We start from the raw sequence: 17,604 nt of genomic DNA on the forward strand, positions 1-17,604 counted from the left end.
TCGGGGAGCCGCTCTCGTCCAGGACGAGAGCGGCTTTTATTGCCCGAAGGTCGGCGCGGCGGCGCGCGTGATCGCTTCGCGCGCGGCAGCCAGGATCGCGCCGGCCTTGGCCTCGCACTCGCGCTGTTCGGACGCGGGATCGCTGTCGGCGACGATCCCCGCGCCGGCCTGCGCATGGATCATGCCGTCCTTCACGACCGCGGTGCGCAGGACGATGCACGAGTCCATCGATCCGTCGGGCGAGAAATAGCCGACCCCGCCGGCATAAGCACCGCGCCGCTCGGGTTCGAGCTCGGCGATGATCTGGCACGCGCGGACCTTGGGCGCGCCGCTGACCGTGCCCGCGGGGAAACCCGCGAACAGCGCGTCGAGCGCATCCTTGTCGGGGGACAGCCGGCCGACGACGTTCGAAACGATATGCATGACGTGGCTGTAGAATTCGACGCCGTAGCTGTCGGTCACGCGGACCGAGCCCGGCGTCGCCGCACGGCCGACATCGTTGCGCCCGAGATCGAGCAGCATAAGATGCTCGGCGCGCTCCTTGGGATCGGCGAGCAGGCTGACGCGGTTCGCCTCGTCCTCCGCGGCGCTGCGTCCACGGGGTCGCGTGCCCGCGATCGGCCGGATCGTCACCTCGTCATCGCGAACGCGCACGAGGATCTCGGGGGACGAGCCGATCAGCGAAAAGCCGGGCAGATCGAGATGGTAGAGAAACGGCGACGGATTGATCCGTCGCAGCGACCGGTAGAGCTCGAACGGCGGTAGCGAGAACGGCGCGCTGAAGCGCTGCGCGAGCACGACCTGGAAGATGTCGCCCGCGAGGATGTAGCGCTTCGCACTGGCCACCATCTCGCCGTACCGTTCGGGCGCGATCGCGGGTGTGTAGCGCGCCTCGGGGCAGTCGGCGCGGACCGGCGCGGGAAGCGGCGTCGTCGCAAGCCGCGCGGCGACGGCATCGAGACGCTCCTCCGCGTTCGCGACGATCGTCGCCGGATCGAGCGACGCGTCGGGCCAGGCGGGCGCGACGAGGTACAGCGCATCGGCGAGACGGTCGAACACGAGCACGACCGTCGGCCGCACGAAGATCATGTCGGGCAGCCCGAGCGGATCGCGGTCGGGTTGCGGCAGCGTCTCGACCAGCCCGACCGTCTCATAGCCGAAATAGCCGACAAGGCTGGCAAGCGCGCGCGGCAGTTCGTCGGGAACATCCGAGCGGCATTCGGCGACGAGCGCACGGAGCGCGGCGAGCGTCGGTTCCGCGCACGGCTCGAACGCGTCGCGGTCGGTGGCCCAGCGACGGTTGATCTCCGCCTTCTGCCCGACCGCGCGGAACAGCAGGTCGGGGGCGAGCCCGATCAGGCTGTGCCGGCCACGCGTGGCGCCGCCCTCGACCGATTCGAGCAGGAAGTCGCCGCGGCCGGGCTCGATGAGCTTCAGCGCGGCGGCGACGGGCGTCTCGGTGTCCGCGACCTGACGCCGCCAGACGAGCGCCGGCCGTCCCGCGGCCAGCGCGGCGCGTGCCGACTCAGTTATTGGAGCCATCCGGCGACAGGAGTTGCGTGCGGACGCGGGCGACCGCGGCGGGGTCGGTCTTGACGCCGACCTGCGCACGGACCGCCTTGACGAACTGCTCGACATATTCGCCGCCGACGCTGCGCGCGATCGAACCGCGTGCCGCGCGGATCGCGCCCTGATTGCCCGTCGCGTTGCCCGGATCGATCTTGTCGAGCTTGACGACGAACCAGCCATCGGGGCCCGCGAGCGTCTTGGCGGTGCCCTGCGCCATGCTGAACATCAGCGAGAGCACGGGCGGCGTGCCCTGCGGGTTCTGCATGATCTGCGCGCGTGCCGCCGTAAGCGGGCGGACGGGCGGGACCGCGAAGCCGGTCTGGCCCAGCGCCTGCTGGACGGACATGCCCTTGTTGATCCTCGCGAGCGCCGCATTCGCATATTTGCGGGCGGCCTGGCCGGCGCGGTCGGCGGTCAGATCGCGCAGCACGGCGGGACGGACCTGCGCGAGCGGGCGCGGCGCGGCGCGGACGACGCGGCCAAGCCCGACCAGCGCGAAGCTGCCGTCCGATCCGGTCTGGACCATCTGCGGGGCGTCGCCCTCGCTCGCCTGGAACGCGGCGTTGAGGATCGGCGCGAGCGCGGGATCGGCCTGCGTGCCCGGCGCGTCGGGGTTGGTGCCGTCGGCGATCAGGCCGGGCGTGGTCGTCGCGGCCAGCTTGCGGTCGGCGACGATCTCGTCGAACGTCGCGTTGTTCGACAGGCCGTCGTCGATCGCGTCGTGGATCTTGCTGAGCGCTTCCTGCGCCTTCTGTGCGCCGAGCGCGGTCGCGATCTCGGCACGCGCCTGGGCGAGCGTCTTGGCGGGGACGTTCTCGATCGTGTCGACGCGCGCGACGGTCCAGCCGAGCGGCGTGCGGACCGGGCCGACCACCGCACCGCTCGCCGCGGCGAACACCTGATCCGCGACCTGCGCGCTGGTCGTGCCGGCATAGGCCGCCTTTTCGACGCCCGTCTGCGTCGAGGCCTCGAGCCCGGCAGCCTGTGCCGCCTGCGCGATCGTGCGGCCGCCCTTGACCGCGTTGGCGAGCGTAGTCGCGCCCGCCTGATCGGCGACGACGACCTGCGTGATCGTGCGCTTTTCGGTCGGGGCGTAGCGCGCGCGATCCTGCTGATACTGGCGCGCGATCTCGGCGTCGGTCGGCGTGGCCTGCGCCTTGACCCGGTTCGCATCGACCAGCGCGTAGCGGACGACGCGGCGCTCGGGCACGGTGTAGCGGGCGACGTTGCGGCGATAGAAGGTGTTCAGCTCGGCATCGGTCGGTGCGGGGCCCGCAGGGACCGCGGCGGTCGGGATGAAGCCGACGACGCCGCTGCGCTTTTCGAGCAGCAACGAGGCGTAGGGAAGTGCCAGCTGGCTCGCGACCTGCGAGGCGCCGCGCGTCGGCAGGATCAGCTGTTGCGCATAGGTATCGCGGACGATGTCGCTGCGAATCTGTGCGTCGGTCAGCTTCCGCTCGACGAGCACGCGCTGATACAGCATCGGGTCGAACTTGCCCGTCGGCCCCTGCAGCGCGGGGATGCTGGCGATCTGTCCATCGACCGCGCGCTTGCTGACGACCATGCCCTGCGCACGGCCGAACTGTTCGAGCGCGAGGCTGGCGACGATCCGGTCGAGCGTGCCGTCGAAGCCGCCCTGCTGGACGTAGCTGGCCATGTCGAGCGTCGGCTGTTGCTGGCGGAAGCCCTCCATCTCGGTCTGGACGCGCGTGCGCAGCTCGTTCGCGGTCACATCCGCCTTGCCGACCGTGGCGACGTGATCGCCCGTCAGGCCACCCGGTCCGGTGCTGCCCAGTCCGGTCATGTCACCCGCCGCAAAGGCCAGCGCGATGATCCCGAGGACCCCGAAGGTGATGATCACACCGAACCTCGACTGGGTGAGGCGGCGGAAGAAACTGAGCATGAATGGCCGATCGACAGGGACTGAATCGGTCCCGCTTTACGGTCTGCCTCTTCGCGCTTCAAGCTTGTGCGGCGCGCCCCTCGCGCTATCCGGGAACAAACGAGTGTCTGGAGAGCATGATGCGGCGCAAGCTGGTAGCGGGAAACTGGAAGATGAACGGGTCGAGAGCGGCGCTGGCCGAGCTCGATGCGATTGCGGCGGCGGCGGCGGCCGCACCCGAGGTGGATGTCGAGATCGCGGTGCCCTTCACGCTGATCGCCGCGGCGGCGGAGCGCGTCCCGGCGCTCTCGATCGGTGCGGAGGACGTGCACGAGGCCGAGTCGGGCGCGCATACCGGCTGCGTATCGGCGGCGATGGTGCTCGAGGCGGGCGCGCGGTTCACGATCGTCGGCCATTCGGAACGCCGCGCCGACCAGCACGAGACGAGCCACGATGCCTGGGCAAAGGCGGCGTCGGCGCATCGTCAGGGGCTGCGCGTGATCCTGTGCTGCGGCGAGACCGAGGCCGAGCGCAATGCGGATCGCGCCGAACGCGTCGTCCAGGCGCAGATCGAGAAGTCGGTGCCCGACAATGCCGATGGCAGCTGGTTCACGCTCGCCTATGAACCGCGCTGGGCGATCGGGACCGGGCGGACGCCGACGCTCGACGAGATCGCCGCGATCCATGCGATCGCGCGCGCCAAGCTGCGCATGCTGATCGGCGATGCGGCGGCGGGCGTCCGCATCCTGTATGGCGGGTCGGTGACCGGCGCGAATGCCGAGGCGATCCTGTCGACCGCGAACGTCGATGGTGCGCTGGTCGGCGGCGCGAGCCTGACCGCGGACAAGTTCGTGCCGATCGTCGAGGCCGCTGCCCGCTGCTGATTACTTGCATCAACTCACGGTAAATGCAGGATAGTCCATGAACTGACCCGAGGTCGGCGCGACGAGTCGTGCCGGCCGGTCATGGGGCGGCGGCGCGATGATTCGGGGGGAGGTTCTGTGGCAGGATCGAATTCGGCGTGGATCGCCGTCGCTGTGGGCGCGGCGATCGCCGCGACACCGGCGTACGCGGAAACGCCGCGCGAGCTGCTGACGCAGGCGGGGTTCGTCGATCGCGACCGCAGCGTGGCGCTGGCGCGGATCGACCGCGCCGCGGCGGTGGCGGGGCAGGCGCTGCGCGCGTCACCGCAGGATCAGGATGCGGCGATCGTCCAGGCGCTGGCCAATGGCTACCGCGCCAAGCTGCTCGGCAATCGCGGGCAGGCGATCGGTGCGCGCAAGCAATATGAGGCGCTCGTGCTGCGGTACCCGCGCAATGCGGAGGCGCAGGCGGCGCTGGGGGCGTGGCATGTCGGCGTGATCGCCAAGCTCGGGCGGTTCGTCGGACGCGCGGCGGCGGGCGCGCAGAAGGCGGTCGGCTATGCGGCGCTCGACCGGTCGGTCGCGCTCGGGGGCAATCGCGCGATGTTCGCGGGGCTTGCCGGATTGCTGCGGCTCGAGCTCGACCCCGAGGACCGGCGGGGGCGCGAACTCGTCGAGATGGCGAGCCGCGCGCCCGCCCCGACCGCGGTCGACATGATCGTGCGTCGGGCGGCGGTCGCGGTCATGGTGCCGCTGAAGGCGGGCGATACGCAGCAGGTCCAGGCGCTCGCGGACCGGCTGCTGCCGTTCGGGCAGATCACCGATCAGCGCGGGTAGCGGCGCGCGAGCATCGCGAAGGCGGCCCTGAGCGCATAGGCCTCGCCACCCTTGGGACGCCCGGGTTTGCCGACCGGGCGCCAGGCGAAGACGTCGAGATGCGCCCAGGCGATCCCCGCGGGGACGAACCGGCGCAGGAACAGCGCCGCGGTGATCGCGCCCGCAAACCCGCCATCGGGCGCGTTGACGAGGTCGGCGACGTCCGACTTGAGCATGTCGTCATACGCGTTCCAGAGCGGCATCCGCCAGACCGGGTCGGCCTGCGCATGGCTCGCGGCGATCAGCTCCGCGGCGAGCGTCTCGTCGTCGGTGAACAGCGGCGGCAGGTCGGGACCCAGCGCGACGCGCGCCGCGCCGGTGAGCGTCGCGAAATCGAGGATGAGGTCGGGCTTGCCCTCGACCGCGCGGGTCAGCGCATCGCCGAGGACGAGCCGTCCCTCGGCATCGGTGTTGGTGTTCTCGACGGTCAGGCCCTGTCGCGTGTCGAGCACGTCGCCCGGGCGGAAGGCGTTGCCCGCAATCGCGTTCTCGACCGCGGGGATCAGCAGATGGAGGCGGACGGGAAGCCGCGCGCCCATCACGAGGGCTGCGAGCGCGAGCGTGTGCGCGGCGCCGCCCATGTCCTTCTTCATCAGCCGCATGCCTGCCGAGGGCTTGATGTCGAGCCCGCCCGAGTCGAAGCAGACGCCCTTGCCGACGAGCGCGACTCGCGGATGCGCGGGGTCGCCCCATTCGAGCTCGATCAGCCGGGGTGCGCGATCCTTCGACGCGGCCTGGCCGACCGCGTGGATCATCGGATAGCCCGTGGCGAGCGCATCGCCGCGCGTCGTCGTGACGGTCGCACCGTGGCGCGCCGCGAGCGCCTCGGCTTCGGCCTCGAGCTCGGCGGGACCGAGATCGGACGCGCCGGTGTTGACGAGGTCGCGGACCAGCGCGGTCGCCTCGGCGAGCCGGACGGTCGCGTCGATCGATGCCGCGTCGGTGGTCAGAAGGACGCGCGCGCCCTTTGCGGGAAGCTTGCGATAACGGTCGAAGACATGCTGCGCGAGCATCCAGCCGAGCCCGGCGGCGCCGACGTCGCCGTCTGCAATCCGGTAGGTGCCCGCGGGGAGCGAACCGCCGAGCGAGGCGATCCGCCACGGCGATGTCGTCGCCTCGTCACATACCAGCAGCATCGACCAGTGGTCCGCGGCATCGCCCGGCAGCACCGCGCGGTCGCCGGGCTTGCCGGTCAGGCCATGCGCCGCGATCGCGGTCCGTATGCGCGGCGGCTGCGCGGCGAGCCACGTCGCGAAGGCGTCGGGCCGGACGACGTGGATCGACGTGGCGGGCTGGCCGCGGTCGGGGTGAAGCAGGGAAGCGAAATCTGTCATTGCGCGCCAGTTACTGAGAGGGGGCCACGAGGAATTGTTCGTACCGGCCGGCAGCGCCGGGCTCGGCATAGGTGCTGAGCGAGAGCGTACGGTCGGGATAGGTGATCCGGTAGGTGCGGTTGACGAAGCCGCCGCGCAAGCGGGCGCGGCCGGTTTGTGCAAAACCGGTCGGTTCGCCAAGCGCGCCGAGGCTCGCCTTGTAGTCCGCGAGCGCGACCGGCTTGAAATAGAAATTGGCGTCTTCGGTCAGGCGACCGCGATCGAGCGTGCCGGCGCGGAGCTGGTCGTAGACCGCGCGGGCGCGGGGCAGCGCGGCGGCGTCCTCCGCGCTCGCCGCGGGGGGCGGGAGGATGATCCGGGCGATCCCCGTCGAGATGCGGCTGACGGCGTCGCTGAACCAGCTGTTGGTGAGCACGACGATCGCCGCCTTGTCGTCGGGATAGACGATGTTCTCGGACAGGAAACCGACCGCCTCGCCGCTATGCTCGACATAGCGACGGCCGTTCGCGGTGCCGGTCGAGACGCCGAGGCCGTAACCGTTGGTCGAACCGTCCGCGAGCTTGACGGGGGTTTCCTGCGCCGCCCAGTCGTCCGCGGGGAGCGTGGTGCGCGCGAGCCGGGCGACGTCCCATTTGGCGAGGTCGCCCGCGCTCATCGAAAGCTCGCCCGCGGCGTAGAGCCAGCCGGGCGCGCTGGGCGTCTCGGCGCGAACGGGGCCGAGCGCGAACCGGCCATAGCCTTGCGGAAAGCGCTTGCCGATCGCCTTGTCCTGATCGAGCGCGCGGATGTCGAGCGGCGTGAAGATGCGCTGCTGGAGGAACGCGAGCAGCGGCACGCCTGCGACCTTCTCGACGATCATTCCCGCGACGACATAGCCGGTGTTCGAATATTGCCACTGCGTGCCCGGCGCGAAATCGAGTGGTTTCTTCGCCCAGCGATCGACGATCTGCTGCGGCGTGACCGGATGCGCCATCGCGGCGAAGCTGTAATCCTGTGGCCAGTAATCCTGCAGCCCCGCGGTATGGCTGAGCAGCTGCCGGATCGTGATGCGGTCGCCGCCGGTGATCCCGGGGACGTAGGTCGCGACCGTGTCGTCGAGGTTGAGCTTGCCCTCGTCCTCGAGCAGCAGGATCGCGGCGGCGGTGAACTGCTTCGAGATCGAGGCGATCTGATAGGGGAGGGCCGGGTCGGCGGTCCGGATCGTCTCGGACGGCTTGCCATACGCCCTGGTGAAGACGACGCGGCCGCCGCGCACCACCGCGATCGAGGCCGACGGCACGCCCGTATCGGCGAGCGCGCCGGTGACGAGCGTGTCGATCCGGGTGGTCTCGTCGGGGGTGAGCGACTGGGCGAGGGCGGGGATCGGCAACGCGAGCGCCGCGACGGCGAGAAGACGGGTCAGCATGCGCGCAACGAAGCAGAACCCGATCGTCCGTGCAACGCCGCGATATTAATCACGTGTCCGTTGAAGGGGTTACAGAATGGCCGGCAAAACGCCGGAACAGGGGTCGTTACAGCGGCGTTTCGATATAGGGCCGCAAGCCTGTCATTACCGAGGGGACGAACTCATGCTGTATACCATCGCCGTCATCCTGCTGATCCTCTGGTTGGCGGGATTCGCCTTCCATGTCGCGGGCGGGCTCATCCACATCCTGCTGGTGATCGCGGTCGTCGTCGTGCTGGTGAAGCTGTTCACCGGTCGCAACGTCGTCTGAAGTCCCGGTCTCCCCCGCTTCCGCGGGGGGACCAGCGCGTCAGGCGGGGACGCCGTACAGATCGTGGTCGTCGGCGTCCTCGATCGTCACCGGCACGATGTCGCCGACGGTCAGGTGACCGGCATCGCGCAGGAAGACCTCGCCGTCGATCTCGGGTGCATCCGCCTGTGAACGACCCGTCGCGCCTTCGTCGTCGACCACGTCGATGATCACGTCGAGCGTGCGGCCGATCTTGGCCTGCAGCTTGGCCGCCGAGATGGCCGCGGTCTTCTCCATGATCCGGGCGTACCGCTCTTCCTTGAGCTCTTCGGGCACGTGGTCGGGCAACGCGTTGGCTGCGGCGCCCTCGACGGGTTCGAACCGGAATGCGCCGACGCGGTCGAGCTGCGCCTCGTCGAGCCAGTCGAGCAGATACTGGAAATCCTCCTCGGTCTCGCCGGGGAAGCCGACGACAAAGGTCGAACGGATCGTGATGTCGGGAGCGATCTCACGCCATTTGTGGATGCGCTGGAGCACCTTGGCGTCGTTGCCCGGCCGCTTCATCCGACGCAGCACCGAGGGTGCGGCATGCTGGAACGGGATGTCGAGATAAGGCAGCACGAGACCCTCCGCCATCAGCGGGATGACGTGGTCGACATGCGGATAGGGATAGACGTAGTGCAGCCGCACCCACGGCGCGATCTTGCCGAGCTCGCGTGCGAGATCGGTCATATGCGCGCGGACCTCGCCGCCGCCCTTGAGCGGCCACACCGAGTGGCGCAGGTCGACGCCGTACGCCGACGTGTCCTGGCTGATGACGAGCAGCTCCTTCGTGCCCGCGGCGACGAGCTTTTCGGCTTCGCGCAGGATCGCGTCGGGGCGGCGGCTGACGAGATCGCCGCGCAAGCTTGGGATGATGCAGAAGGAGCAGCGGTGATTGCAGCCCTCCGAGATCTTCAGATAGCTGTAGTGGCGCGGGGTCAGCTTGAGCCCGGCGTCGGGGATCAGGTTGAGGAACGCCGAGGGCGGCATCGGGGCGGCCTCGTGCACCGCACCGACGACCTGCTCATATTCGTGCGCACCGGTGATCGCGAGCACCTGCGGGAAGCGCGCGCGGATCGCGTCGGCTTCCTTGCCCATGCAGCCGGTGACGATGACGCGGCCATTCTCGGCGATGGCTTCGCCGATCGCCTCGAGGCTTTCCTCCTTCGCCGAGTCGAGAAACCCGCAGGTGTTGACGAGCACGACGTCGGCGCCGGCATAGTCGGGCGACATCTGATAGCCGTCGCCGCGCAGCTGCGTGAGGATCCGCTCGCTGTCGACGAGATTCTTCGGACAGCCGAGCGAGACCATGCCGATCTTGGGCGGAGTGGGGAGTATGGTTGCCATGGGAGCCGCGCACATAGGCGCAAAGTTCGGTTTTTTCTAGGCAGCTGCGAAAAGGCCGTGCGCGGACAGGTCACGCGGCGGCGGCGCCGCGATGCAGGCGCGGAAACGGGGGCGCCTGCCGCATTCCACGGCCGCGTTGCTCGACTTCGATCGGGTGCGGCGGCATGGGAGGGGACGCGCGCCGGCTGGGTCTCGCGCGAAGGGGTTGGGCATGCTGGCTATTGGACTGATGTCGGGAACGTCGCTCGACGGCATCGATGCGGCGCTGATCGAGACCGATGGCGAGCAGCAGGTGCGCGCGATCGCGTTTCGCGGCGAACCCTATTCGGATGCCGCGCGCGCGCAGCTCGCCGAGGCGACGCGGATGGCGCTGACCTTCGAGCGGCCGCGCGCGAGCCCGCCGATCGTCGCGGCGGGCGACCTGATCACGCGCGCGCACGTGTTCGCGGTTCACAAGCTGCTCGCGGATGCGGGCGTGGCCGCTGCCGAGATCGACGTGATCGGGTTTCACGGACAGACGATCGCGCATCGCCCCGATCGCGGCTGGACCTGGCAGATCGGCGACGGTGCGGCGATGGCGCGTGCGACGGGGATCACGACGGTGTCCGATTTCCGGTCGGCGGATGTCGCGGCGGGCGGCCAGGGCGCGCCGTTGCTGCCGGTGTATCATGCGGCGCTGGCGGCGGCGCTCGACGGACCGGTCGCGGTGCTGAACCTTGGCGGGGTCGGCAACATCACCTTCATTCCCGGCGACGCGCAGGATTCGCGCGAGATGTCGCCCGAGCGCGCCGGCGGGTCGGCGGCGGGCGATGGTCTGGTGGCGTTCGACACGGGGCCGGCGAACGGCCTGATCGACAGCTGGGTCGAAGCGGAGACGGGCGCACGCTATGACGCGGGCGGCGCGCTCGCGGCGGCGGGGCGCGTCGACGAGACGGTGTTGACAGCGATGCTCGATCACCCGTTCTTCGATGCCCCCCGCCCAAGTCGCTGGATCGCAACGATTTCACGATCCAGCCCGCGCGCGGGCTGGCGGCGGCGGATGGCGCGGCGACGCTGACGGCGTTTACCGCGGCGACGGTCGCGGACGCGGTGCGGCATCTGCCCGCGCGGCCGAAGCGGCTGCTGGTCGCGGGTGGCGGGCGGCACAATCCGACGATGCTGGGGATGATCGCGACCGCGACCGGGCTGGTCGTCGAGTCGACCGATACGCTCGGGTGGAACGGCGATGCGCTGGAGGCGGAGGGCTTCGCCTATATGGCGGTGCGAACGCTCAAGGGGCTGCCGATCAGCTTTCCGGGGACGACGGGCGCGCCGGTAGCGATGACCGGCGGGGTGGTCGACCGGGTCTGAACGTCGCGGGTGTTTCGGATGTCACGGCGCGACCACCCCGGATTCCGGGGTGGTGCGACGGTCGGTCCGGCCGGGGGCCGGACGCGCGTATCAGTGCGACTTCTTCGGCTTGGCGGGCTTCTTCGGGGCCGGCTTTGGCGGGGTCTTCTTTTCCGGCGCATCCTTCGAGAGCAGCGCGGGCGCAGCGATCGCGGCGGCGATGCCGGCGACCAGCGTCGCGCCGACGGCGATCGCGGTCTTGGGGTGCGACTTCACCGCGTCGGTCGCAGTAGCGATGCCGGCCTTTGCCGCATCGGTCGCGTCGTCCATCCAGTCGCCCTTGGCGGGCGGTGCGACGTCGTCGTCATGCTTGACCTTGGCATGCGGCATGGCGGAGTTCGGGATAGACGACATAAATATTCCTCGCACAGGGATGATGCGGGTTAAACAGACCGGGTCCGTCACGGTTCCGTTACGGTCATCAAGCCGGCCAGCGAGCGGCGCGGCTCAGCGTTTGCGCGTCAGTTCGCGCATCGCGTCGTCGAGGCCGGCGAGCGTCAGCGGGTACATCCGGTCGGTCATCAGCTCGCGGATGATGCGGACCGACTGCGAATATCCCCATTGCGCCTCGGGCACGGGATTGAGCCATGCCGCGGATGGATAGGTCGTCGTCAGGCGCTGCATCCACACGGCGCCGGGCTCCTCGTTGAAATGCTCGACCGAGCCGCCGGGGTGGGTGATCTCGTACGGGCTCATCGACGCATCGCCGACGAGCACGAGCTTGTAGTCGTGGCCGAACTTGTGAAGCACGTCCCACAAGGGCGTCCGCTCGGCGAAGCGGCGCGTATTGTCCTTCCACACGCCCTCGTACGGGCAATTGTGGAAATAATAGAATTCGAGGTTCTTGAACTCGGTCGTCGCGGCGGAGAAGAGTTCCTCGCAGAGCTTGACGAAGGGGTCCATCGAGCCGCCGACGTCGAGGAACAGCAGCATCTTGATCGCATTGCGGCGTTCGGCGCGCATGACGATGTCGAGATAGCCCTGTCGCGCGGTGCCCGCGATCGTGCCGTCGATGTCGAGTTCGTCCGCGGCGCCGTCGCGCGCGAAGCGGCGCAGGCGGCGCAGCGCGATCTTGATGTTGCGCGTGCCGAGTTCGCGCGTGTTGTCGAGGTTGCGGAACTCGCGCTGATCCCAGACCTTGAGCGCGCGCTTGTGCCGGCTCTCGCCGCCGATACGGACGCCTTCGGGGTTGTAGCCGCCATTGCCGTACGGCGACGTGCCGCCGGTGCCGACCCATTTGTTGCCGCCCTGATGCCGGCCCTGCTGTTCCTCGAGCCGCTTCTTGAGCGTCTCCATGATCTCGTCCCACGACCCGAGCGACTCGATCGCGGCCATCTCTTCGGGAGTGAGGAATTTCTCGGCGACCGCCTTCAGCCAGTCCGCAGGGATGTCGGTCGGCGTCGTGCCATAGCTCGTCGCGAGCCCGCGAAAGACCTTGGCAAAGACCTGGTCGAAGCGGTCGAGCAGCCCCTCGTCCTTCACGTAAACCGCGCGCGAGAGATAGTAGAACTCCTCGGGCGTCCGCTCGATCACCTCGGCGTCGAGCGCCTCGAGCAGGAGCAGATGCTCCTTGAGGCTGGCGGCGATGCCCGCGCTGCGCAGTTCGTCGAGAAAGTTCAGGAACATCGTTGCACCCTGCCGATCCCGCCGCCCGAAGTCGAGGCGGAATCGAGTATCGGGTATGCGGCGTCAACTGCCCGGGACGTAGGCGTCGATCAACGCGCCGACATAATCGGGATTGCGGCTGGTCAGTTCGGCCGCGGGGCGCGCATCGCCGTGGATGAAGCCGTAGACGGGGTAGATCCCGCCGCCGAGCCCGTCGACGTCCTTGTACCAGACCTTCACCCGGCTCCAGTCGTTATGCGGGGATACGTCGAACAGCGTCACGTCCTGTTCGGCGTGACCGCGCTCGCCGTTCTGGCGCGACCAGTTGGCGTGGGTGAGCATCACGACGCGCTTCTCGACAACGCGGCTGATGACCGCGACATGGCCCATCGGCAGCCGGCCGGTCTTGGCGAAGACGATGACCGAGCCGACCTTGGGCGCGTGCGTGCGCTGGTAGCGGCCGTCCGCCTGGCGCCACCAGGTCCAGGCGTCGCCATAGATCTCGATCCCAGACGCGGCGCGCGCGAAGGGAACGCACTGGCCGACATAATCGAGCAGCGACGCGCCTGCGGCGGACCCGGTGCCGACCGCTATCGCTGCGGCGAGGAGAAGTCGGGGAAAGCGATACATGCGCCGACCCTAATGGCGAGGACATGACCAGCACGTTGCCGCACAAGGTTAACGCTATTCACCATGACCCTCGTTGATGTCGATCATGTTCGACGAACCGTGGCATAGCCAAGTCGTACAACGCCCAGTCGGTCCCCGACAGCATGCCGCCGCGGCGCACGAGTCGGTGGGCATAGCGGCGCGCGCACCGCGTCACGATCGATTCGGCGGGCGCGCCGGTCTCGAGGTCGACCAGCGCAAAGCGCGCGGGCCTGCAGTCGTCGGTGATGGCGAGACGATAGCGATGCGTGGCGGCCGCGACGCGCAACGCGGCGACCGAGCGCAGATGGTCGACATGGACGGTCGTGCCCGCGGGTGCCTCGGCACGCATCCGGATGACCGCGGCATCGATGTCGCCGCGGCGCCGCGTGGCTTCGGTGCGGACCGACTGGAGGCTGCCGAGCGTCAGCATGACGAGCAGCACCGCGCCTGCGATCCGCTTGGCGGATCCGCGCGCGAACAGGTCGGCGATCGCGTCGCCGACGAGCAGGAGGATGGCGATGCTCGGCAACAGGAAATAGCGGGGGATCCCGCTATTGGCGACGTGCATCAGGATGAAGCCGGTCGGGAGGCCGAGGATTGCGACCGCGTGGAACCAGGCCATCGGGCGATCCCGGCGCAGCGCGTGCCAGACTCCGCCCAGAACGACGAGCGCGACCGCCGCGATCGCCCAGCCCGGGAGCGCGGTCGCGCCGATCGTCGTGGCGATCATGACACCGATCGCAGCGAACAGGCTCGAGAATGCGAACGGGCAATAGTCGCCGACCTGAAGTCCGGTCGTGCTCGCTGCGGCGGCGCCCAGCAGCAGCCCGAAGACGAGCAGGACCGCGACGATGCTGGGCGCCATCACGCGCACCGTCGCGATAGCGGCCGCACGGGTCGACGATGCCTGGCGGAGCGTCAGCGCGATCCATGCGCCGATCGCGACGGTGACGAAGAGCATCGTGAGTTGCGCGAGCAGGCCGACGAGCGTGAGCGCGCCGACCGTCCAGGCGACGGGGCGCGTCGGCGCGCGCGTCTCGAGCCAGCGTCCGACGACGAGGATCGCCGTGGTCGCCGCCAGCAGCATCGGCGCATAGCCGCGCGCTTCGCTGCCGTAATTGACGAGGATCGGCGAGATCGCGAACAGCAGCGCGGTGACCAGGGCATGCCGCGTCGACCGGCGGGCGCCGATCGCGGCGGCGACGAGGATCGTGAGCGTCCCCGTGGCGATCGAGAGGCTGCGCAGCGCCAGCGGGTCGGCGCCGAAGCCGAGCGCGAGCATCCACAGGCTGTTGAGATAATGATTGTTGTCGTGGTTGATCGCGACGAACACGCCGAGCGGTGTCGCCGCGCGGTCGACGAGCACCGCGGACCATGCCTCGTCGATCCACAGTCCGCCGCGCGCGGAGACGATCCGCAACGCGAAGCCAAGCGCGACGATCGCGGCAAGCGACAGACGCGCCGCTGACGGGATGGCGGCAAGGCAGGCGGACGTGCGCACCGCCACCCTATGCGCCGGCACTCGTTAAAGGCGCGTGAGTCGGACTGTGGCGCCCGCCGTGCCGCGCCTGCGCCTAGCCCTGGTTCTTCTGCCGCTTCGCCATGAAGGCGAGGCGTTCGAACAGCATCACGTCCTGCTCGTTCTTGAGCAGCGCGCCGTGGAGCGGGGGGATCGCCTTGGTCGGATCGCGGTTCTGCAGCGTTTCGAGCGGCATGTCCTCGTGCAGCAGCAGCTTCAGCCAGTCGAGCAGCTCGGAGGTCGAGGGCTTCTTCTTGAGCCCGGGGACGTCGCGGACGTCGTAGAACAGGTCCATCGCGCGCGAGACGAGCATCCGCTGGATACCGGGGAAGTGGACGTCGACGATCGCCTGCATCGTGTCGCGGTCGGGAAACTTGATATAGTGGAAGAAGCAGCGGCGCAGGAACGCGTCGGGCAGCTCCTTCTCGTTGTTGCTGGTGATGATGACGATCGGTCGCTCGACCGCGCGGACGGTTTCCTTGGTCTCGTAGACATGGAACTCCATCCGATCGAGTTCCTGCAACAGGTCGTTGGGGAACTCGATATCGGCCTTGTCGATCTCGTCGATCAGCAGGACGGGCGGCGCGGGCTGCGTGAACGCCTCCCAGAGCTTGCCCTTGCGGATATAGTTGCCGATGTCGTGGACGCGTTCGTCGCCGAGCTGGCCGTCGCGCAGGCGGGCGACCGCGTCATATTCGTACAGCCCCTGCTGCGCCTTGGTGGTCGACTTGATGTTCCACTCGATCAGCGGCGCACCGAGCGCCTTGGCGATCTCGTACGCGAGGACGGTCTTGCCGGTGCCGGGTTCGCCCTTGATCAGCAGCGGGCGCCGCAAGGTGACCGCGGCGTTCACCGCGACCTTCAGATCGTCGGTGGCGACATAGCTCTGGGTGCCCTCGAAACGCTTCATGCCAGTTCCCGTCAGATTCGAATTACGGGTATGGATAGAGGGTGATGGGGGCGATGCGCAAGGCGCAGTATGGGCCGCAGCATGGTCCCGGGCCCCGCGGTCCGCTATGGTCGGTGGATCAGGAGGAAAGGTCGTGATGCAGAGGCTCGACAGGCGGACGTTCGTCGCGGGGCTTTCGGTGGCGCTGACCGGGCCGGCGACGGCGCGCGGGTCCGGCGCGCCGGCGGTGATCGCGGCGTATGAAGCGGCGACCGGCGGGCATGTCGGCGTGTATGCGCGCAACGTCGCGACGGGGCGGACGATCGCGTGGCGACCCGACGAACGGATGGTGATGTGCAGCACGTTCAAGGCGTCGCTCGCCGCGTGCGTGCTCGCGCAGGTCGATCGAGGGCGTGCGCGACTGGCGGACCGGCTGAGGCTCGACGCCGCGGACATGCAGGACTGGCATGCCCCGGTCGCGCGCGCGAACCTGGCGCGCGGGGCGATGTCGGTCGGCGAGATGTGCCGCGCGGTGGTCGAGCAGAGCGACAATAGCTGCGCCAATATCCTGCTCCGCGAGATTGGCGGTCCCGCGGGCATGACGCGGTTCTGGCGCGCGCTGGGCGACGACGTGACGCGACTGGACGATGTCGAGCCGGTCCTGAACCGGACCCCGCCCGGCGGAATCCGCAGCACGACGACGGCGCGGTCGATGGCGACGATCCTCGAAACCCTGACGCTGGGTCCGGTGCTGTCGACGGGATCGCGCGCGACGCTGGTGGCGTGGCTGAAGGGATGCCGGACCGGCGACAACCGGCTGCGCGCGGGGCTGCCCGATGGCTGGGCGGTCGGCGACAAGACGGGCAACAACGGACGCGACGCGGCGGGGGACATCGCGCTGGTCTGGCCGCGGCCGGGCGTGGCGATCGTGGTCAGCGTCTATACGCGGGGGGGATCGCCGGTCGAGGCGCAGTTCGCGGCTTTGTTTGCGGGTATCGGTCGCGCGGTGGCGGCGACTTTGGCCTGACGATCGCCGCGGGGAGCGGCCTGGGGATCGCTGCGGGGAGCGGCCTAGATGTCGCCGCGCGCGCTGGCGCGGGCTTCGAGCAGTGACCAGAGGCCACGGTGCTGCGCGTAGAATTGCTGCGCGCCAAACGCGATCGCGCGCTCGCGCCCCGCGCCGGTGCCGAGCCGCGGCACGATCGCGGCGCAGTCGTCGGGGGTCGGGATCGAGAGTGCCGGCGCGTCGACCTCGAGCCGCGATGCCGCGACATCGAGGACCCCGCGCACCGCGACCCAGTCGTAGAGCAGCGCCGCGATCGCCCCGCTCGCACAGCCCGCACGGCCCGAGCCGCCCAGCATGCCGAGCGCATGACGCAGCCCCGCGAGTGCTGCCTCCGTCTCGGCCTGGCCCGGCGTCGACGGCACGGGGCCGACCGCGGCGGTGAGCTGCGCGAGGAAGGTGCGCTCGGCAGCGAAGCTGCGCGCTGCGATCTCGATCCAGGGCAGCGCCTCGGGCTGCCGCGCGTGCGCGAGCGCGTCCTCGATCATTCCGGGGAAGCGGCCGTGCACGTCGCAGATCGCGTGGACCGCATCCGACAGCGTGCGCTGGAGCGGAACCGGGAGCGGGGTGGCGACCGCCGCGCGCAGCCGGCGGAGGTGCGGATGCGCGCTGCTGCCATCGGCGTCACCGAGGCGCACGACGACGGTCCAGGCATTGCCCTTCGCGTCGCCGCCCTTTCCGTCGAATGCCGTCGTCAAATCCATGATGCCCCGGTCGTGCCAACCGCATGCGCCCCATACGCACCGTCCTGTATCAATGCCTTGGAGCAGGGCGCGTAAAGACGAGGTGTATGCGGCGTTAACCAGCGTGTAACCATGAGGGCGCACCGGGACGTCGGCTCCCCGGCAACCCGCAGCGGCCCCCGTGGCAGGCGGCGCGAA

Annotated in this window: 15 protein-coding genes and 1 pseudogene; 5 read left to right on the top strand and 11 right to left on the bottom strand. The window is 69.5% G+C overall.

Annotated elements, in window-relative coordinates; translation table 11 throughout:
* Positions 1-36: 36 nt before the first annotated feature.
* Together trpE and QP165_RS19040 are read right to left on the bottom strand one after the other, a co-directional pair.
* The gene (gene trpE, locus QP165_RS19035) at positions 37-1,542 is read right to left on the bottom strand and encodes an anthranilate synthase component I (protein ID WP_333996828.1); all 1,506 of its coding nucleotides are present in this window, start codon (positions 1,540-1,542) and stop codon (positions 37-39) included.
* Positions 1,526-3,472 carry a peptidylprolyl isomerase gene (locus QP165_RS19040; protein ID WP_333996829.1) on the bottom strand — a complete coding sequence of 649 codons (1,947 nt, stop codon included), beginning with the start codon at positions 3,470-3,472 and terminating at the stop codon, positions 1,526-1,528. The genes trpE and QP165_RS19040 overlap by 17 nt, the downstream gene beginning before the upstream one ends.
* Before the next feature lie 116 nt (positions 3,473-3,588).
* Here QP165_RS19040 and tpiA point away from each other — a divergent pair, with 116 nt between their 5' ends.
* Together tpiA and QP165_RS19050 are read left to right on the top strand one after the other, a co-directional pair.
* Positions 3,589-4,335: a triose-phosphate isomerase gene (gene tpiA / locus QP165_RS19045; protein WP_056024652.1), complete on the top strand. Its 747-nt coding sequence runs from the start codon at positions 3,589-3,591 to the stop codon at positions 4,333-4,335.
* Between the two features lie 117 nt (positions 4,336-4,452).
* Positions 4,453-5,151, top strand: coding sequence for a hypothetical protein (locus QP165_RS19050; protein ID WP_333996830.1), 699 nt, complete (start codon positions 4,453-4,455; stop codon positions 5,149-5,151).
* Here the strand turns inward: QP165_RS19050 and QP165_RS19055 are convergent.
* Together QP165_RS19055 and QP165_RS19060 are read right to left on the bottom strand one after the other, a co-directional pair.
* Positions 5,139-6,524, bottom strand: a complete 1,386-nt coding sequence (locus tag QP165_RS19055) for a leucyl aminopeptidase family protein (RefSeq protein WP_333996831.1) — start codon at positions 6,522-6,524, stop codon at positions 5,139-5,141. The genes QP165_RS19050 and QP165_RS19055 overlap by 13 nt on opposite strands.
* 10 nt (positions 6,525-6,534) lie before the next feature.
* The gene (locus tag QP165_RS19060; RefSeq protein WP_333996832.1) at positions 6,535-7,929 is read right to left on the bottom strand and encodes a serine hydrolase domain-containing protein; all 1,395 of its coding nucleotides are present in this window, start codon (positions 7,927-7,929) and stop codon (positions 6,535-6,537) included.
* A gap of 163 nt (positions 7,930-8,092) precedes the next feature.
* Here QP165_RS19060 and QP165_RS19065 point away from each other — a divergent pair, with 163 nt between their 5' ends.
* Positions 8,093-8,239, top strand: a complete 147-nt coding sequence (locus QP165_RS19065) for a lmo0937 family membrane protein (protein WP_156350623.1) — start codon at positions 8,093-8,095, stop codon at positions 8,237-8,239.
* A gap of 39 nt (positions 8,240-8,278) precedes the next feature.
* Here the strand turns inward: QP165_RS19065 and rimO are convergent, their stop codons facing one another.
* On the bottom strand, positions 8,279-9,607 hold the full coding sequence (gene rimO / locus QP165_RS19070; RefSeq protein ID WP_333996833.1) for a 30S ribosomal protein S12 methylthiotransferase RimO: 1,329 nt from the start codon (positions 9,605-9,607) through the stop codon (positions 8,279-8,281).
* Between the two features lie 211 nt (positions 9,608-9,818).
* Here rimO and QP165_RS19075 point away from each other — a divergent pair.
* Positions 9,819-10,957 (top strand): annotated as a pseudogene (locus QP165_RS19075) (anhydro-N-acetylmuramic acid kinase).
* Between the two features lie 90 nt (positions 10,958-11,047).
* Here the strand turns inward: QP165_RS19075 and QP165_RS19080 are convergent.
* From QP165_RS19080 to QP165_RS19100, 5 genes are all read right to left on the bottom strand, one after another.
* Positions 11,048-11,350 carry a hypothetical protein gene (locus QP165_RS19080; protein WP_333996834.1) on the bottom strand — a complete coding sequence of 101 codons (303 nt, stop codon included), beginning with the start codon at positions 11,348-11,350 and terminating at the stop codon, positions 11,048-11,050.
* 93 nt (positions 11,351-11,443) lie between these two features.
* The gene (locus QP165_RS19085) at positions 11,444-12,622 is read right to left on the bottom strand and encodes a vWA domain-containing protein (protein WP_333996835.1); all 1,179 of its coding nucleotides are present in this window, start codon (positions 12,620-12,622) and stop codon (positions 11,444-11,446) included.
* Between the two features lie 63 nt (positions 12,623-12,685).
* Complete coding sequence (locus QP165_RS19090; RefSeq protein WP_056024674.1) at positions 12,686-13,231, bottom strand: CHAP domain-containing protein; 546 nt, start codon at positions 13,229-13,231, stop codon at positions 12,686-12,688.
* 58 nt (positions 13,232-13,289) lie between these two features.
* A complete protein-coding gene (locus QP165_RS19095) occupies positions 13,290-14,753 on the bottom strand; it encodes a hypothetical protein (RefSeq protein ID WP_333996836.1) in 1,464 nt (487 codons plus the stop codon).
* 73 nt (positions 14,754-14,826) lie between these two features.
* On the bottom strand, positions 14,827-15,681 hold the full coding sequence (locus QP165_RS19100; protein ID WP_031394950.1) for an AAA family ATPase: 855 nt from the start codon (positions 15,679-15,681) through the stop codon (positions 14,827-14,829).
* A gap of 136 nt (positions 15,682-15,817) precedes the next feature.
* Here QP165_RS19100 and bla point away from each other — a divergent pair, with 136 nt between their 5' ends.
* The gene (gene bla, locus QP165_RS19105) at positions 15,818-16,687 is read left to right on the top strand and encodes a class A beta-lactamase (RefSeq protein ID WP_333996837.1); all 870 of its coding nucleotides are present in this window, start codon (positions 15,818-15,820) and stop codon (positions 16,685-16,687) included.
* Between the two features lie 44 nt (positions 16,688-16,731).
* On the opposite strand, the gene QP165_RS19110 is transcribed toward bla, so the two are convergent.
* Positions 16,732-17,427, bottom strand: a complete 696-nt coding sequence (locus QP165_RS19110; RefSeq protein WP_333996838.1) for a DUF6975 family protein — start codon at positions 17,425-17,427, stop codon at positions 16,732-16,734.
* Positions 17,428-17,604: the final 177 nt, after the last annotated feature.

This window comes from Sphingomonas sp. 22R3R2A-7 (assembly GCF_036856055.1).
Taxonomy (GTDB): Bacteria; Pseudomonadota; Alphaproteobacteria; order Sphingomonadales; family Sphingomonadaceae; genus Sphingomonas.

Excerpts from the sequence above, each read along its gene's own strand:
- trpE (WP_333996828.1), bottom strand. The coding sequence starts at position 1,542 with ATGGCTCCAATAACTGAGTCGGCACGCGCCGCGCTGGCCGCGGGACGG.
- QP165_RS19040 (WP_333996829.1), bottom strand. The coding sequence starts at position 3,472 with ATGCTCAGTTTCTTCCGCCGCCTCACCCAGTCGAGGTTCGGTGTGATC.
- tpiA (WP_056024652.1), top strand. The coding sequence starts at position 3,589 with ATGATGCGGCGCAAGCTGGTAGCGGGAAACTGGAAGATGAACGGGTCG.
- QP165_RS19055 (WP_333996831.1), bottom strand. The coding sequence starts at position 6,524 with ATGACAGATTTCGCTTCCCTGCTTCACCCCGACCGCGGCCAGCCCGCC.
- QP165_RS19060 (WP_333996832.1), bottom strand. The coding sequence starts at position 7,929 with ATGCTGACCCGTCTTCTCGCCGTCGCGGCGCTCGCGTTGCCGATCCCC.
- QP165_RS19065 (WP_156350623.1), top strand. The coding sequence starts at position 8,093 with ATGCTGTATACCATCGCCGTCATCCTGCTGATCCTCTGGTTGGCGGGA.
- rimO (WP_333996833.1), bottom strand. The coding sequence starts at position 9,607 with ATGGCAACCATACTCCCCACTCCGCCCAAGATCGGCATGGTCTCGCTC.
- QP165_RS19080 (WP_333996834.1), bottom strand. The coding sequence starts at position 11,350 with ATGTCGTCTATCCCGAACTCCGCCATGCCGCATGCCAAGGTCAAGCAT.
- QP165_RS19085 (WP_333996835.1), bottom strand. The coding sequence starts at position 12,622 with ATGTTCCTGAACTTTCTCGACGAACTGCGCAGCGCGGGCATCGCCGCC.
- QP165_RS19090 (WP_056024674.1), bottom strand. The coding sequence starts at position 13,231 with ATGTATCGCTTTCCCCGACTTCTCCTCGCCGCAGCGATAGCGGTCGGC.
- QP165_RS19100 (WP_031394950.1), bottom strand. The coding sequence starts at position 15,681 with ATGAAGCGTTTCGAGGGCACCCAGAGCTATGTCGCCACCGACGATCTG.
- bla (WP_333996837.1), top strand. The coding sequence starts at position 15,818 with ATGCAGAGGCTCGACAGGCGGACGTTCGTCGCGGGGCTTTCGGTGGCG.
- QP165_RS19110 (WP_333996838.1), bottom strand. The coding sequence starts at position 17,427 with ATGGATTTGACGACGGCATTCGACGGAAAGGGCGGCGACGCGAAGGGC.